At 62.4% G+C, this 15,203-nt stretch carries 15 protein-coding genes; 6 read left to right on the top strand and 9 right to left on the bottom strand.

All coding sequences use genetic code 11. The annotated features are described in order from the left end of the window. Positions 1-8: 8 nt before the first annotated feature. The 5 genes from cheB to FIU90_RS04870 all read right to left on the bottom strand — a co-directional run bounded on the left by cheB (position 9) and on the right by FIU90_RS04870 (position 5,826). Entirely contained in the window at positions 9-1,112 is a 1,104-nt protein-coding gene (gene cheB / locus FIU90_RS04850; RefSeq protein WP_234029634.1) for a chemotaxis-specific protein-glutamate methyltransferase CheB, read from the bottom strand. Beyond that, the gene (locus tag FIU90_RS04855) at positions 1,109-1,474 is read right to left on the bottom strand and encodes a response regulator (RefSeq protein WP_152433752.1); all 366 of its coding nucleotides are present in this window, start codon (positions 1,472-1,474) and stop codon (positions 1,109-1,111) included. The genes cheB and FIU90_RS04855 overlap by 4 nt, the downstream gene beginning before the upstream one ends. A 73-nt stretch (positions 1,475-1,547) precedes the next feature. Next, positions 1,548-1,988, bottom strand: a complete 441-nt coding sequence (locus tag FIU90_RS04860; RefSeq protein ID WP_152433753.1) for a chemotaxis protein CheW — start codon at positions 1,986-1,988, stop codon at positions 1,548-1,550. Next, the gene (locus tag FIU90_RS04865; protein ID WP_152433754.1) at positions 1,985-4,387 is read right to left on the bottom strand and encodes a chemotaxis protein CheA; all 2,403 of its coding nucleotides are present in this window, start codon (positions 4,385-4,387) and stop codon (positions 1,985-1,987) included. Before FIU90_RS04865 ends, FIU90_RS04860 begins: the two co-directional genes overlap by 4 nt. Before the next feature lie 71 nt (positions 4,388-4,458). Further along, the gene (locus tag FIU90_RS04870) at positions 4,459-5,826 is read right to left on the bottom strand and encodes an MATE family efflux transporter (protein ID WP_152433755.1); all 1,368 of its coding nucleotides are present in this window, start codon (positions 5,824-5,826) and stop codon (positions 4,459-4,461) included. A gap of 124 nt (positions 5,827-5,950) precedes the next feature. On the opposite strand from FIU90_RS04870, the gene FIU90_RS04875 reads away from it, so the two are divergent. Beyond that, positions 5,951-6,715 (top strand): class II aldolase/adducin family protein, encoded by a 765-nt coding sequence (locus FIU90_RS04875; RefSeq protein ID WP_152433756.1) that lies wholly within the window; start codon positions 5,951-5,953, stop codon positions 6,713-6,715. 33 nt (positions 6,716-6,748) lie between these two features. Beyond that, on the top strand, positions 6,749-7,303 hold the full coding sequence (locus tag FIU90_RS04880; protein WP_152433757.1) for a (2Fe-2S)-binding protein: 555 nt from the start codon (positions 6,749-6,751) through the stop codon (positions 7,301-7,303). Positions 7,304-7,306: 3 nt separating this feature from the next. Here FIU90_RS04880 and FIU90_RS04885 read toward each other — a convergent pair whose 3' ends face one another. Then, complete coding sequence (locus tag FIU90_RS04885) at positions 7,307-9,487, bottom strand: TonB-dependent siderophore receptor (RefSeq protein WP_199799350.1); 2,181 nt, start codon at positions 9,485-9,487, stop codon at positions 7,307-7,309. A gap of 151 nt (positions 9,488-9,638) precedes the next feature. Between FIU90_RS04885 and FIU90_RS04890 the strand changes: the two genes are divergently transcribed. Beyond that, positions 9,639-9,983: an ArsC/Spx/MgsR family protein gene (locus FIU90_RS04890; RefSeq protein WP_152433758.1), complete on the top strand. Its 345-nt coding sequence runs from the start codon at positions 9,639-9,641 to the stop codon at positions 9,981-9,983. 1 nt (position 9,984) lies between these two features. Here the strand turns inward: FIU90_RS04890 and FIU90_RS04895 are convergent, their stop codons facing one another. Continuing rightward, the gene (locus FIU90_RS04895) at positions 9,985-11,352 is read right to left on the bottom strand and encodes an MFS transporter (RefSeq protein WP_152433759.1); all 1,368 of its coding nucleotides are present in this window, start codon (positions 11,350-11,352) and stop codon (positions 9,985-9,987) included. A 113-nt stretch (positions 11,353-11,465) separates the two neighbouring features. Between FIU90_RS04895 and FIU90_RS04900 the strand changes: the two genes are divergently transcribed. Beyond that, positions 11,466-12,095, top strand: coding sequence for a class I SAM-dependent methyltransferase (locus FIU90_RS04900; protein WP_152433760.1), 630 nt, complete (start codon positions 11,466-11,468; stop codon positions 12,093-12,095). 9 nt (positions 12,096-12,104) lie between these two features. Here FIU90_RS04900 and FIU90_RS04905 read toward each other — a convergent pair whose 3' ends face one another. Then, positions 12,105-12,935 (bottom strand): hypothetical protein, encoded by an 831-nt coding sequence (locus FIU90_RS04905; protein WP_152433761.1) that lies wholly within the window; start codon positions 12,933-12,935, stop codon positions 12,105-12,107. A gap of 83 nt (positions 12,936-13,018) precedes the next feature. On the opposite strand from FIU90_RS04905, the gene lipB reads away from it, so the two are divergent. Together lipB and FIU90_RS04915 are read left to right on the top strand one after the other, a co-directional pair. Further along, positions 13,019-13,711: a lipoyl(octanoyl) transferase LipB gene (gene lipB, locus FIU90_RS04910; RefSeq protein WP_152433762.1), complete on the top strand. Its 693-nt coding sequence runs from the start codon at positions 13,019-13,021 to the stop codon at positions 13,709-13,711. Continuing rightward, a complete protein-coding gene (locus FIU90_RS04915) occupies positions 13,708-14,055 on the top strand; it encodes a hypothetical protein (protein WP_152433763.1) in 348 nt (115 codons plus the stop codon). Before lipB ends, FIU90_RS04915 begins: the two co-directional genes overlap by 4 nt. On the opposite strand, the gene FIU90_RS04920 is transcribed toward FIU90_RS04915, so the two are convergent. Continuing rightward, positions 14,052-15,170, bottom strand: a complete 1,119-nt coding sequence (locus FIU90_RS04920) for an alkene reductase (protein ID WP_152433764.1) — start codon at positions 15,168-15,170, stop codon at positions 14,052-14,054. The two genes, FIU90_RS04915 and FIU90_RS04920, sit on opposite strands and share 4 nt — an antisense overlap. Positions 15,171-15,203: the final 33 nt, after the last annotated feature.

The raw sequence follows: 15,203 nt of genomic DNA on the forward strand, positions 1-15,203 counted from the left end.
CGCGCCCCTCACCGTTGAACCGTTGCAGCAGCATGCGACATGATGGCATCGGCTAGCTCTTCCGGGGCGGCGACGAGGTTCGCAAGGCCTGCTTTCGCGACTGCGCCCGGCATACCCCAGACGGCGCTCGTTTCCGCATCCTGCGCATAGATCGTGCCGCCCGCTTCGCAGACGGCGCGCGCGCCTTCGAGCCCATCCCGGCCCATGCCGGAAAGAATCACGGCCAGGACACGGCTTTCGAATGTCGTCGCGAGGCTGGCAAGCATCGGGTCTACAGAGGGGAGACAACCGCTGCGCGCGGGCTCGCTCGATACCTTGGCGATTAGCCGGTCCGCAATGCGGCGCACAGTCATGTGGCCGTGGCCGGTCGCGACCGCGATTTCGCCGCGGCGGATTTCGGTGCCGTCTTCGGCGATGACGGTGCGGCGGGCGCTCGCAACCTCGAGCTGACGGGCGAACACGGGCACGAAGCTGGAGGGTAGATGCTGTGTCACGAGGATCGGCGCGTCGAATTCGGGCGTGATCCGGCGAAGCATCAGATTGAGCGCGTGAATGCCCCCGGTCGATGCGCCGATCGCCAGAACCTCAGGGCGAATGGTGTGCAGGGCAGGTTTTGGCGCCGGGTCCGGGCCACCTGCACCCCTGCTGTCGCTGGTCGCACCGCCGAGCGCCTTGATCTTGCCGAGCAACTGCGCGCGATAGTCTTCGTTAAAGCCGCCGGGGCGCGGCTTGAGCATGGTATCTGCCGCCCCCATCGAAAGTGCGGCCATCGTGGCCTCTGCCCCGTCATCGGTAAGCGATGAAACCACGAGCACTTGCGCGCCCGCAGCGGTTTCGAGGATTTCGGGAAGCGCCTCCAGCCCCCCCATCCCCGGCATTTCGAGGTCGAGCAGGATGACATCGGCGGGCGTGTTCCTGAGCTGCGCTATGGCGCGCTCAGCGCTGCTCGCGGTGTCGGAGACGGCAAGGGCCTGGTCGCTTTCGACCATGCGCTTGAAGATCGTGCGGACGGTTAGAGAATCGTCGACGATCATCACCCGCACGGCATTGGCGCGGGTGGCGGATTCAGTGGGCTTCAGTGAACGCCCTTTGGGATTGCCTGGCGCATTCACGCGAAGCCGACCAGCTGCAGTTTGATCTGAAGCGTTTCGTGGTCGAACGGCTTCATCACATACTCGTCAGCGCCCGCCTGGATCGCCTCGCGTATGTGCGCAACGTCGTTTTCGGTGGTGCAGAAAACGACCTTGGGCTTGTCGCCGCCGGGCCGCCTGCGCAGCTGGATGATGAATTCGATCCCGGTCATCACCGGCATGTTCCAGTCGAGCAAGACGACATCGGGCATGCGGGCATCGCATGCGTCGAGCCCTTCCTGCCCGTTTTCGGCTTCTTCGACCTCGAATCCGAGCGTTTCGAGGATATGTCTTGAAACCCTGCGGATTACCCGGGAATCATCGACAATCAGACACGTTTTCATGCGAACCCCTGCTTGTTTTGCGCGCGCAGATTATTTGGTGACGGCAACTTATGTGGTGACAGTAACTATTGGATTAAGCGGCCTCGGCAACTTCGCCAGGGCCGGAAATCAGGGCGGTAAGGTCGATCAATAGCGCAGGGCCGCTCGACGTCTCGATCATGCCAGTGGCAACGCGGCTCCACTCGGGGCCGAAGCCACCGGTTATCTGGCCCGGTTCGTCGAGGCTGGTCGTTATATCCTCGATCGCGTCGATCATAAGCGCGTAGGAATGACCGCCGACATGCACCACTGCGGCGCGCTCATCGGTCGGCCATTCCGCTGTGTCGAGGCCCAATGCGAGGCGGCAGTCTATCACCGTGAGAGCCTGACTGCGCAGCGCCGTGATACCGGCAATGAAACCGGGTGTGCGCGGGACGGGCGTCACCTTGCCCAGCTCGATCACCGATTGCACGTCGTGCGCGTGGAGCGCGCAGCGCCGCCCGGCGATCTGGGCGAGAACCATTAGCTCGTTCATGCGGCTGCTCCCGAAGGCTTGCGAGCGTCGCGCAAGGCGTTGACCAGCGCCTCGCGATCATAGCGGTAGATCGTGTCTTCCCCCGGCGCTCCTTGCGGCAGGCTGCGCAGGCGGATGATCCGGTCGGACAGCGGGATTTCGAGGGCCGCTGCGGCTTCGTATTCCTCTTCGAGCATGATCACGACTTCGCTTCCATCGCCGTCCGGCTCGCCGGAGGTTTCGACCACCTCATAACCGGCGGACTCGACCAGCGGGGCCAGGATGGTGCGCGCCCAGTCGCTGTCCGGAATGCGGCAAGTCGGCCTGGCGACCGCTTCGGGAGATTCACCGAACTGCGCGAAGATTTCGTGTGCGTCGATTAGCGACACGGTCTTGTCTTCAACTAGCGTGACCGCCTCGATCAGCGGATCGTCTGAAACAGGCTTGAGCTTGCCAGCGAGATCGACTGCATCGTCTACGTCGCGCACCGCGTGGAGCAATTCGCTCTCGCCGTCGCTAAGTCGCAGCAGGCGGACCTTGGCAGCAGGAAGCTGTCCTTCGGGAAGCCCGATCAGGGGCAGGATTTCGTTGTCGATCACTGCGCGCGGTACGCGGCCTGACAGGTCGATCGCATCGGCAGAGGCGGTTTCGATCCGCTTGACGAGCTTGAGGCGTACGGCGCAGCGGCGACCGTCGAAACGGGTGAAAAGCATGGCGTGGACCGCCTCGCGATCTGCCTTTTCGTCCGCCTCTGCCGCCGCCTGCTTCACTCGCATCCGCGCGTCGGAGACAAGATCGTAGGCGCTGGCAATGTTTGTCACGTCGAGCAGCAGTACCGGCTGGCCATCATCCAGCAGGGTCGATCCGGCATAGACGCCTGCCTTCATCACGGCAGGTGCGAGCGGTTTGACGACCAGATCGCCGTGATTGTGGATCCGGTCGACTGCGAGCGCGAACACGTCGCCGCTTGCAAGCCGTAGCAGAACCATCGTGTGATCACCCTCTGCAAGGTCGCCTTTGGGCAGTCCGAGCACCTCGCTCAACATCAGGCAGGGCACCCGGTTGCCGCGGAAGGTAATGAGCGCGGTTTCGCCAACACGCGTGAAATCGAGCGCCTTGGCCGAAGAATGGACGATTTCTTCGACGAAGCTTTGCGGGATGGCGAAACACTGTTCTCCGACCTCGACCGTGAGACCGGCGATAATGCTCAACGTCAGTGGGATCTGGAGAGTGAAGAGCGTGCCGACGCCCGGCTGGCTCGACACCTTGATGCTGCCGCCCACCTTTTCGAGATTGTCTCGCACAACGTCGAGACCGACGCCGCGTCCCGATACGTTGCTGACGCTTTCGGCGGTCGAAAAACCCGGTTCGAAAATCAGCTGAAGGATTTTCTCGCGGCCCATTTCCTTCGCCTGCGCTTCACTGATCAGCCCGGTGCTGGCAGCCTTTGCGGCGATGCGCTTTTCATCGAGGCCGCGCCCGTCGTCGCTGACGACGATCGAGATCGTATTGCCCGCCTGGCGTGCGGCAATCGACAGCAGGCCGATCTCTCGCTTGCCGTCTTTCAGGCGGTCCGATGGCGCCTCGATACCGTGGTCGATGGCGTTGCGGATGATGTGGGTGAGCGGGTCGCGCACCATCTCGACCATTTCGCGGTCGAGTTCGACATCGCCGCCTTCGATATCGACCATCACCTGCTTGCCGAGTTCTGCGGAAAGATCGCGCACAAGTCGCGGGAAAGCAGCAAAGAGAGTTTCGATCCGCTGCATCCGCATCCGCGTAATCGCGTCGCGCACATCGGTGAGGATAGCAGTAAGACGTTCGAACGGTCCGTCGATGGTCGGCTGGTTGCCCGCCTGGCGCAGGCGATGGCCGAGATCGTTGCGGGCGAGGACCATGTCGGAAACACCGCTCATCACGCGGTCGAGCAGGTCTACCGGAAGTCGGATGCTGCGCTGGACGGTGGGCGATGCGGGTTTGGCATCGTCGCCATCCACACCCGTTCGGGTGGCCTCGATCACGGGCGCAGGCTCGGTTTCGCCCGATGCCTCGCATTCACCTTGCAGCGCCGCGATCAGCGCTTCGTCGCCGCCTTCGGGAAAATCGTCTCCCGCCTCGATCGCATCGACCATTTGGACGATCCGGTCGATGATCGCGAGCACGGCGGAAACCAGTGCGCTATCGGCTTCGCGCCGACCCGCGCGGCATTCGGCGAGCGCATCTTCGGCTGCGTGGCTGAGCCCTGCGAGCCGGGGGAAATCGAAGAAGCCGCAATTGCCCTTTACCGTGTGGACGAAGCGGAAAATCGTGTCGATGCGGGCGCGGTCGCTCGGATCGGCTTCCCAGGCGATGATCTCGCCCTCGCTCGCCTCGAGCATTTCGCGTGTTTCTGCGACGAAATCCGCCAGCAGGTCGTCCATGGTCCGTGCGCCCCTGTTTTGTGCACGAACCTCTATGCGCGCGGATGGTTAACGAAGGCCTACCCCGGCCTCTATCTGGGAGCGCGTTTGTAAAGGACATACCATATCAACGCCGCGCCGCTCACCGCGCCGAAGATGTTGGCGGCAAGTTCTGCGGTGTAGATAGCCGTACTGCCCCACGAACCCTGCAACATCCACGCGACCGGCAGCATTACGAGAAACACGCGTGCAACCGACTGAAGCAGTGCGTATTTCGCCTTGTCGATCGCGTTGAGGATGCCATTGGCAACGATCAGCAGGCCGAACCCGGCATAGCCCCATGCGGCAATCTCGAGATATTTGGCGAATTCCTCGATCACACCCGGCTCTTCGGTGAACAGGTCGGCGAACCATTCGCCAAACGCGAACAGGATGATCGCCGTACCTAGGCCCCACAAGACGCAGAACACACCCGCATAGAGCGCGGCCTTGCGGGCCCGCCCGTATTCCTTCGCGCCCCAGTTTTGCCCGACGATCGAGCCGATTGCGCCGGAAAGGGCCAGCAATGGGACGGTGGCGAAGCTTTGCAAACGCCCGGCTGCGCCAAAGCCGGCGACCGCATCCTGCCCGGCGCTTGCAATAAGGGCGGTGAGGATGGAGAGGCCGATGGGATTGATCGCGTTCGAAAAAGCGGCGGGCCCCGCAACCTTCAGGATCGCCTTGGCCGGGTCGACAAGGCTGCACTCCTTGAGCAATGCCGGATTGAGCGGAATGGGCGTGCTGCGAACCAGCATCATCGCCATGATGGCGCCGAACCCCCAGCCGATAATCGTTGCATAGGCCGCGCCGATGATCCCGAATCCTTCGAATCCGAAGGCCCCGGTGATCAGGATCGGATCGAGAATCCAGTTGGCCGCGGCGTAGGTGATGCTGACATAACTCGTCTTGCGCGCCTCCCCCTGTCCGCGCAGCACACCGTTGAAGCCCATGATCGCAAGGATCAGAGGGAAACCGAGCGAGAAGGGCTGCATATATGTGCGGATCAAAGGCAGCAGATTGTCTGGCGCCTGCATCAGCCGGAACAGCGGATCGAGCAGGGCAAACAAGGTCAGACCCATTGCGAGCCCGCACAGCACGGCGAACACCACGCCAAAATTGGCCCGCCGTGCAGCCTTGCCGTCGTCCCCCTCGCCCAGCGCGCGAGCGACCACCGAATTGATGCCAACCATCACGCCGACGCCGAGCGATGTGAGGGCGACCGAGATGGGGAAGATAAAGGATATCGCCGCCAGTGCGTCCGCCCCGAGCTGGCCGATGAAATAGGCATCGACGAGCCCGATCGACATGATCGCAGCGACGCCGATGATCGCCGGCGTCGTCTGGCCGACGAGGTGTCCGGGAATGCCGCCCCGCACCAGCTTGGCCGAACTGTTCTTGGGTGCGGTTTCAGCGTCGCTCATGTGAGCGCCCGCCTAGCCGCAGGCCTGCGCCAGTGCAAAGCGAAAAGGGGCGAAATGCTTGCGGGGCCGGCCTCGGGCGTGCGATACAGGTTGCGAAGGAAAATCGACACAGAGGATTCTAGCGATGGCGACGCAGCTCAAACCCCAGATCGAATGCAGCAAGGAAGAATGGCAGGCGCGGCTCGACCTCGCGGCGTGCTATCGCATCTTCGATCACCTCGGTTGGGGGGAATCGATCTACAACCACATCTCGCTGAAAGTGCCGGGCGAGGAAGACACCTTCCTCATCAACCCGTTCGGCCTGCTCTATGACGAGGTGACCGCATCGAACCTCGTGAAGATCGATGTCGAGGGCAACAATGTAGGCCCGTCGCAATACATGGTGAACAAGGCGGGCTTCACCCAGCACGCATACTTTCACAAACATCTCGGCGAGCGCGCGCAGGCGATCTGCCATGTGCATACGACCGCGACAATGGCGGTGTGCAGCCACGAAGACGGCCTGATGCCGACCAATTTCTACGCCTGCAATTTCCAGGACCAGATCGGCTATCACGACTTCGAGGGCGTCACCGTGCGTCCCGAAGAAGGTGAACGACTGGTCGAAAACCTCGGCGACCATTCGATCCTGATGCTGCGCAACCACGGACCCGTGGTGATGGACAAGACTATCCAGGGCATGTTCGTGAAGATGTGGGCGCTGCAACGCGCTTGCGAAATCCAGGTCGCAACCGTCGGCATGGGCAAGCCCAAGGTTGTCCCGCAGGAAGTCGTCGACGTGCACCAACGCGATCTTGCGGTGATGACCAGTCAGGGCGGCGCCGGCGTGTTCGATTTCGAGGCGTGGAAGCGCCGGATCGACAAGATCGACAACAGCTGGCGCAGCTGATTCATCCCTCGATAGCCTGAACAGGATGCGCTGATGCCGCGCATGACGGTCAACAATCGCCCGGTCGAGTTCGACCTCGATCCCGAGATGCCGCTGCTTTACGCGCTGCGCGAGGCGGCGAACCTCACCGGCACGAAGAGCTGCGGCGGGGGCGATTGCGTCGGCGCATGCATGGTGCTGGTCGATGGCACCGCGCTACGATCGTGCCGTATCACTATCGCCGAGGCCGAGGGTCGATTCATCACTACGATCGAAGGGCTCGCGCGCGATCGCTCTCACCCTGTGCAGCAGGCGCTTGTCGCGGAGCAAGCGATCCAGTGCGGCTATTGCACGCCGGGCATCGTGATGGCGGCGGCCGGGTTGCTCTCGCGCAACCGCGCGCCGAGCAGGGAGGAGATCGAGGGCGCGATCACCAATCTGTGCCGCTGCGGTGTCTACCCCCGGCTGGTGCGCGCGATAGAGCGCGCGGGTCGCGTGATGCAGCGCGGCGAAAGCATCAGCGCCGCTCCCGCACCGGGGATCAGCGCCGAGGATGCCGCGCTGAGCGTGCCCGCACTCCGTCGCACCCGGACCCAAGCCGGCGAATAGAGCCTAAAACCGCCCCGTCAGCGCAATGCGCGCATTGAGCGGCGCACCGACGCTCGCCTGATGCGTCGCGTGGGCGTTGGGGAAGTAGAGCGTGTCGGTTACGTTCTCGACATTCACCTGCAGCCGCAGATTGTCGGTCACATCGAAATACGCCGCCGCGTCCACGCGAGTGTAGGCGGGCAGCACGGCGTTATTGCCGTTGTCGATGAAGCTTTCATCCTGATGGGTGAGGCCGAGGCCGATCCCGACGCGATCCGTAAGTTCGATCTGGTTCCAGAGCGAAAACAAGTTTTCCGGCAGCTCGCGCGGACGCAGGCCGGTGGGGCCGGTGCGGCTAACCTGCTCGCCGTCGAGGAAGCTGTAGCCTGCCGAAACTTGCCAGCCCGGCATCACTTCGCCCTGGAGCTGGAGTTCAAAACCCTGGATATTGCTGTCGATCACGTCGAGCGTTGCAGGATCGTTGTCATTGGGTTGGGGAGAGCTCTGTTCGATCTCGAAGATCGCCGCGGTTAGGCTCAGCTTCTCGCGGAAATCCCACTTCAGGCCCGCTTCGAGATTGGTAAATGTGTCGGGATCGAGCGCATTGTTCGCACCGTTGATATTGGCGAACTGCTCGCCCGAGCGCGGCAGGAAGCTTTCCGAATAACTCGCATAGATCGAGATATTCTCCTGCGGCTTGATGATGATCCCGCCGCGTGGTGAGAATTCTTCATCCTTGCGGGTGCGCAGCTCGTTTGCCGGCACATTGAGCACTTCGATATCGAAGCTGTCAAAACGGCCACCGATGACGACATTGAGCCAGTCGGTGAGTTCGATTTCGTCCTGAATGTAGAGCGAGAGCACGTCGATTTCGACTTGCGTGAAGTCGTTCAAATCGGCGGTGTAGTCGTTGATCGTCTGCTGGCCGAGCGCGTTCACGCCGACATTGCCGCGCAGGTTGAGCGGGCGCTGGACCGAGAAGATCTCGTTGTCGTCTTGGGTGGTGTTCCAGAACGCGTTGAACCGGTCCTGGTCGGAAGAGGTCGCGATGTATTCGCCGCCCACGAGCAGCGTGTGCTCCACCGATCCGGTATCGAACTCGCTGATGATGTTGCCGGTGAGGATCAGGTTCTGGCGCTGGGTGGTGTCGATATAGCCATCGAGCGTCACCACGTCCGGCGTGTTCGCCTGATCGTATCCCGACGCGTAGACATTCGAATAGACCTTGTCGTAATCGCCGTAGAACGCGCTGAAGACCCCCTTTACGTTCTCGGAAAATTCGTGCTGGAGGCTGGCACGCACCAAATGCGCTTCGAGCTCGGTGAAGTTCTCTTCCGGGTCGGCGAAGACGATGTCCTGAAATGCTTCGACCGGACGGCCATCTGTGCCAGTTGGGATGCCGCGGTCGATAAAGCGATCATGGTTCGCGTATTCGTAGGAAAGGTCGAGCAGCGTGCTCTCGCCGAGCTCCGCGCGCAGGGTCGGGTTCACGCCGATCCGCTCGCCATCGTAGAAATCGCGATGGTTGTTGAGGTTCTCATAGGCCGCATTGAGGCGGAACGCGACGGTGTCGCCAGCGGCTAGGTTGATGTCGCCCTGCACGCTGAACTCGCCAAACGTGTCCACCGCGACCTGGCCGCCGGTGAAGTTTTCGCCGATCACGCCTTTCTTGGTGACGCGGTTGAGGATGCCGCCGGTGCCGCCGCGCCCGAAAAGCAGCGCATTGGGGCCGCGCAGGATTTCGACCTGTTCGAGATTGTAGAGCCCGCGATAGTATTGAACGTCGTCGCGCATGCCGTCGATAAAGAAATCGGCAGTTGAACGCACGCCGCGAAACACGATCGCGTCGCGGTGCCCTTCACCCTGTGAGGTGTTTACGCCAGGAGTGTAGTCGACGATCTGACCGATGCTGGTGAAGCCGCGTTCCGTGATCTCTTCCTGTGTCGTGATCGTGACCGATTGCGGCACGTCGATGATCGGCGTCGGTGTCTTCACCGCATTGATCTGGTTGGAATAGAGCACATCGCCGCGCACCTCGATGTTGCGGTCACCATAGTCGACGACGTCATCCGTAGTTTCCACGCCGGTCTTGGCGCTCGGCGGAATGGTTGCCGAAGCGTCATCGGGGGCATTTTCCGCCGCCGCAGGAAAGGCTAGAGCGGCGCATCCAAGCATGAGCGAAGCACGAGAGAATTTCAGAATCATTGGGGTCCCTTTCGTCTTGGCGAAAGGCGCTATTGCAACTTACTCGCAACTGCAAGGATGAAATTGCGATTAATTCGCAAAAAGTGTTGCATGTGGCGAAACGGTCCCGGCGGGGTTAGGTGTGGCGACCAGTTCACCGGGAGATTCGGACATGAAAGCAACCATCTGGCACAATCCGAAATGCGGCACGTCGCGCAAAACCTTGGCCATCTTGGAGAACCTGTCGAAGGTCGACGTGACCGTGATCGAATATCTCAAGGAGCCACCGAGCCGCGAGAAACTCGCTCAGCTTTTCGAAGATGCCGGGATGACGCCGAACGAGGGCTTGCGTCTGCGCGGGACGGATGCCGAGGAGCGTGGCCTGCCGGATGCCGATGCCGACGCGGTGCTCGACGCGATGGTTGCCGACCCGATCCTGATCAACCGCCCGCTGGTCGAAACCGAAAAGGGAGTCGCGCTCTGCCGGCCCCAGGACGAAGTTCTGAAGCTGCTCTGATCTATTCGAAAGTTTCGCGCTCGCCCGTCAGCGACGCGTCGCTTGCAAGCCCGCGCCAGCCGAAAATCGCTACTGTCAGGCACAGCGCGACGATCAGCCCGAAACCGAGCCAGTCGTCGATATTGTAGAGCCAAACGCCTAGCGCAGGGGCGTAAATGAAGCTTGCGCCTGCAACGCTCGCAACGATGCCAGATGCCTGGCCCTGTTCGGCGCGCGATACGGCCAGCGATGTCCCTGCTGTCGTTCCCGGGCGGAAGAGGCCGAACCCGAGCGAGGCGAATGCATAGGACAGCGCGATCGTGTGCAGGTCCTGCGCTGCGCCAAGCATCGCGCAACCGAATGCAGCGACAAGTATGCCGGAGATCGTCGCGGTGCGCGGGCCGAGGTTGAATCGCGGGATCAGCCCCCACTGCGCAAGCAGCGTCGCTATCGCGCCGCTCATCAGGACCAGACCGACCGGACCCGCGCCTTCGGCAGGCGAATCGCGCAGCGAAAGCCGGTCGAGCACGAGAAAGCCCGAAATGCCGAGCACCATCGCCTGAGCGTGCCCGCCGATCAGTCCGGCGAGCACCCAGGCGCGAAGGCGTGGCTCGAACCAGCGCAAGCGGGCAGGCTCGCCATGGTCCTTCCCCGTCGTCTCCTCCGCGGCATCGAAAGCCTCGCCCGGATCGCTCGGCGCGCCCGAACCGCTTGAATAGGTCGCGGCAAGCCCCCGGGCGGCGAATTGCGGCTCGTCGTTGGGCAGGCGCAGCCGCAGCACGACAAGCGCTGCAAGGCCGAGAAGCGCAAAGCAGATGAACGGCCCCGTCAGCCCCAGCCCCATGAAGGGGAGCACCATGAGCGGCGCGAGGGCCGGGCCTATCACGGTCCCGAGCCCGAAGCTCGAAGCGATCAGGGAAAGTGCATTGGTGCGCTCGGCGCGCGGCGTTCGCGAGGCGACATAGGCCTGCACCGCAGGCGGCGCGGCGCTTCCGAACCCGCCATAGAGACTGCGTGCGGCGGCGAAGGCAATCAGCGCCCAGAAGGCCGTTATCCAGCCCGAGAGACCCGCCCACAACACCGCTCCGCAAAGTGCCATCGATACGACGAAGCCTACGAGCCCAAGCGCCATCATCGCCTTTCGCCCGCGCCGGTCCGATCGCCGCGCCCAGATCGGTGCGCAGACCACCCACAGCAGCGCCGACCAACTATAGGCCAGGCTGATCCAGACATCATCGACCTGAAGCGCGGTGCCGATCGAAGGCATGACCGATTGCATCGCGGTGTTTCCCGCCGCTGTGACCAGCATCACCGTGAACAACAGCGCCATGCGCCCGTTCGAAATCGAACGCTGCGCGGGTTTGACAAGGGTAGGGTCGGCATCGGCCATCGCGGAAAGGGGCTAAGCCACCGCATCTTCTGTTGCAATCGCTTATCGACCAAGCCTATCGCAAGGGTCTTGCACCCGGCGCTCCCCCAATGCCGAGTGTCAGTGGAGGATCAATGTCAGGCAATATCTCGGCAATCGCCCGGCGCGCAGGACTGCGCGCTCGCTGGCGCGACTATACCGCGCAATGGGCTGTTTTCTTTCGCGGATTTCTCGAGCATCCCAAGATGGTCGGCTCGATCATTCCGTCCTCGCGCTTTACTATTCGCAAAATGCTTGCGCCCGTCGATTGGGGCAAGTGCGAGGTTTTCGTCGAATACGGTCCAGGCGTCGGCACATTCTGCCGGCCTGTTCTCGACAAGCTTCGCGGTGACGGCGCGCTCGTCGTGATCGACACCAACCCGCTCTATATCGAATTCCTGCAGCGCACGATCCGCGACAAGCGTTTCCACGCGGTCCTGGGTTCAGCAGAAAACGTCGAGCAGATCCTGACCGATCTTGGCATCGAGAAAGCCGATTACGTCTTGTCCGGCCTGCCCTTTTCCACGCTTCCGGAAGGCGTCGCGCCTGCAATCGCAAAGGCGACACACGAGGTGCTCAAACCGGGCGGCGGCTTCCTTGCTTACCAATTCACGAGCGCGGTGCGCGACGAATCCGAACCCTTCTTCGAGCGGATCGACGAAGGTTTCGAATGGCTCAATATTCTGCCTTGCAAGCTTTACTGGGCGTGGAAGGCGAAAGATTGATCGCAGGCGCTATTCGAAGGTTTCGCTGATCTGGCGGTCGCTGGGACCCGATAGCTGAGCGTGCATGGCAACGACGAGTCCGCTCAGGATGATTGCTACGGCAAGGGATATCAGCCCGTTGGAAAGGCCAAGGATCAGCGTGCCGCCGGTGCCGCTGCCGAACATCGCTGCGAGCACTCCGAACACGCCGAGGAGCAGCAGCGAAATGACCATGTAGGCGACAAACAGGATTCCCCAGAAGCCCATCACGCGCCACTGATTGGGCCCGGTCAAATCCCAGGAGCGCTTCACCGCCTTCAAGGGATTGTAGACGTGATCGACCACGACGACCGGCATGGTGAGCGAGAACCGGGACATCAGGAAGATCGCGACCGCGATCACGAACAGGGGCGCGATGGCGGCCAGTCCGGGAACGCCGACGGCACCTGCAAGCATCGCGATAGGCGTGACGATCACGATGGCCGCGACCATGTAGAGCACGAGAAAGATGATGAAGCCCGCGATGATCGGCAGCACCGATTTCGCGCCCGTCGACAGCGCCTCGCCCACGGTCGGGCGGTTATCGCCCATCAGCGCGACCATAGCGCCGTAACCGATGAACTGGATCACGCTTCCAATCAGGCCATAGGTGAGCAGCGGCCCGATCACTTCGAGCATCTTTTCCTGCACGATCTCGGGATCGGCGCCTGGAACGATGAATTGCTCCATGCCGGGAATGAGGAAATACATCGCTACCGTAGGCAGCAGGATGAAAACGCCCGCGATCACCGCGAGCAGCTGGAAATTCTCGCGCACCAGCGCGACCCCGCGCGACCAGACGGCGTTCATGTCGAGTTTCATCGCATTCCCCTTCACGCGCCTCTCGCGCCCGTTCCCATGCCTTATGGCTTGATATCGTCCCGCAATGCCCCCACCAACAGGGGATGGCAAGCACGGCCCATCTTCCTGAGGAAAACCGCCCAGTCGAGTGGCGGCGCGAAAGCGCGCAGGTGCCCTATCGTAGTGCGCTGGAAGAAATGGAGAAGCGCAACGCCGCAGTGTCCGCAGGAGAGGCGGACGAGCTCATCTGGCTGCTCGAACACCCGCCGGTCTACACCGCAGGCACGAGCGCGGACATCAGCGAGCTGGTCGATCCCCGCTTCGAAGTGATCGAGGCCGGGCGCGGCGGGCGCTACACCTATCACGGGCCGGGACAGCGGGTCGGCTATCTCATGCTCGACCTCAACCGGCGCGGCAAGGACGTGCGCTGTTTCGTCCATTCGATCGAGGGATGGGTGATTGATACCCTGTCCGATTTCGGGGTCGAAAGCTGGCGCGCGGAAGGGCGCGTCGGCATCTGGACCCGCGATATCGACGGGCGCGAGGCCAAGATCGGCGCCATCGGCGTGCGGGTTCGGCGTTGGGTGACGATGCACGGCTTTTCGGTCAATCTCGATCCGGACCTGTCGCATTTCGGCGGGATCGTTCCGTGCGGAATAGACGAATTCGGCGTCACCAGTCTCGCGCGGTTCGGCAAGAACGTCTCTCCGCAGGAATGGGACGAGGCGCTGATTGCGCGGTCGCAGGATTTTCTTGACGCGCTCGACAAGTCGGGGCGAAAGGCGTGCCCGTCATGACTTTTCGTCCGATCATCGCCGCTATCCCGCTCATGTTGCTCGTCGCCTGCGGCGACAACGATCCTGCGGGTGAAGAGCAGATTGAACAGGGAGGGGAGGCTGCGGGCGAAGTGCTTGGCGGTACGATCAGCGACGCCATGCTGCCGCTTGGCGAACTGACATCGCAATCGCCGCCTGCCGAACGGTCGGCGACGGACGATGATGGCGCTTCGAGCGCTGCGTCTTCTGCCGATGACGAACCGGAAAGCGAAGAGGCCGAAGCAGCGCCTCCCGCTGCTCCGGCCCCTGAAGTCGCTCCGTCGCCAGCTTCGACGCCGACGGTCGCGCCGCCGCTCGAAAACTAGGCCGCGCTCGAAGCGGCTGCCTGTTCTTCCTCGAGCGTCGGGTAGTCGATGTAGCCCTCGGGAATCGGGAAGTACCAGCTTTTCGGCACGTCCTTGTTCGGATTGAAATGCGCGCCGACCTTGATGCGGGTCGCAAGATCCGGGTTGGAGATGTACGGACGGCCAAAGCTCACCGCATCGCACTTGCCGCTTGCTACGTCTGCGGCAGCCTGGTCCGCGTCATAGTCGGAGTTCAGGACCAGCGGTCCGGAATAAATCTCCCGAATGAGCGGGCTCTGCTTGGGAACGTCGGTCGCGCCAAAGGTGCCGTCCGGTCCCGGCTCGCGCAGCTCGACAAAAGCAAGGCCGAGCTCCTCGCACACCCTTGCCGCCTCGCCGAATGTGGCCGCCGGATCGCTGTCGTCCACCCCTTGCGTCTCGCCATTGGGCGAAAGCCGGATACCTACGCGGTCCGCGCCCCAGACGTCGATCAGCGCTTCGAGCACCTCGCGCATGAAACGAACGCGGTTTTCGGGCGGCCCGCCATATTCGTCGGTACGAAGGTTGGAGGAATCGCGCAGGAACTGGTCGATAAGATAGCCGTTCGCGCCGTGCAGCTGGACACCGTCGAAGCCAGCCTTTTTCGCGTTTTCCGCAGCGTGGCGATAATCGGCGATCGTGCGCTCGATATCCTCCTTGGTCATTGCGCGCGCCTCGGCATATTCCTGTTTGCCGATCGGCGTATGCGCCTCGCCCGGAGCCTTGGTCGCGCTGGCCGAGACAGGGGGATTGCCGTCGAGGAAATAGGGGTGGACGAGCCGGCCCATGTGCCACAGCTGCATCACGATAAGGCCACCCTCGTCGTGCACGGCCTGCGTGATCGGTGTCCACGCCTCGACCTGCTCGTCGCTCCAGATGCCGGGGGCTGAAGGCCAGCCGAGTCCTTCGCGACTGATACCGGTCGCCTCGGTCAGGATCAGGCCAGCGTTTGCGCGCTGACGGTAATAGGTTTCCATCATCTTGTTGGGCGTGAACATCGGATCGGCGGCGCGCCCGCGGGTGAGCGGCGCCATGAATATGCGGTTCTTCGCGGTCATTGCGCCCAGTTCGAGCGGCTGGAACAAAACTTCATGCATGCGGGCAAATCCCTCCTTGTTTCGTTGCTTGGC

This window comes from Erythrobacter sp. THAF29, from assembly GCF_009363635.1.
Taxonomy (GTDB): domain Bacteria; phylum Pseudomonadota; class Alphaproteobacteria; order Sphingomonadales; family Sphingomonadaceae; genus Erythrobacter.

Excerpts from the sequence above, each read along its gene's own strand:
- FIU90_RS04915 (WP_152433763.1), top strand. The coding sequence starts at position 13,708 with ATGACTTTTCGTCCGATCATCGCCGCTATCCCGCTCATGTTGCTCGTC.
- FIU90_RS04885 (WP_199799350.1), bottom strand. The coding sequence starts at position 9,487 with ATGATTCTGAAATTCTCTCGTGCTTCGCTCATGCTTGGATGCGCCGCT.
- FIU90_RS04905 (WP_152433761.1), bottom strand. The coding sequence starts at position 12,935 with ATGAAACTCGACATGAACGCCGTCTGGTCGCGCGGGGTCGCGCTGGTG.
- FIU90_RS04900 (WP_152433760.1), top strand. The coding sequence starts at position 11,466 with ATGTCAGGCAATATCTCGGCAATCGCCCGGCGCGCAGGACTGCGCGCT.
- lipB (WP_152433762.1), top strand. The coding sequence starts at position 13,019 with ATGGCAAGCACGGCCCATCTTCCTGAGGAAAACCGCCCAGTCGAGTGG.
- FIU90_RS04920 (WP_152433764.1), bottom strand. The coding sequence starts at position 15,170 with ATGCATGAAGTTTTGTTCCAGCCGCTCGAACTGGGCGCAATGACCGCG.
- FIU90_RS04880 (WP_152433757.1), top strand. The coding sequence starts at position 6,749 with ATGCCGCGCATGACGGTCAACAATCGCCCGGTCGAGTTCGACCTCGAT.
- FIU90_RS04875 (WP_152433756.1), top strand. The coding sequence starts at position 5,951 with ATGGCGACGCAGCTCAAACCCCAGATCGAATGCAGCAAGGAAGAATGG.
- FIU90_RS04870 (WP_152433755.1), bottom strand. The coding sequence starts at position 5,826 with ATGAGCGACGCTGAAACCGCACCCAAGAACAGTTCGGCCAAGCTGGTG.
- FIU90_RS04895 (WP_152433759.1), bottom strand. The coding sequence starts at position 11,352 with ATGGCCGATGCCGACCCTACCCTTGTCAAACCCGCGCAGCGTTCGATT.
- FIU90_RS04860 (WP_152433753.1), bottom strand. The coding sequence starts at position 1,988 with ATGAACGAGCTAATGGTTCTCGCCCAGATCGCCGGGCGGCGCTGCGCG.
- FIU90_RS04890 (WP_152433758.1), top strand. The coding sequence starts at position 9,639 with ATGAAAGCAACCATCTGGCACAATCCGAAATGCGGCACGTCGCGCAAA.
- FIU90_RS04855 (WP_152433752.1), bottom strand. The coding sequence starts at position 1,474 with ATGAAAACGTGTCTGATTGTCGATGATTCCCGGGTAATCCGCAGGGTT.
- FIU90_RS04865 (WP_152433754.1), bottom strand. The coding sequence starts at position 4,387 with ATGGACGACCTGCTGGCGGATTTCGTCGCAGAAACACGCGAAATGCTC.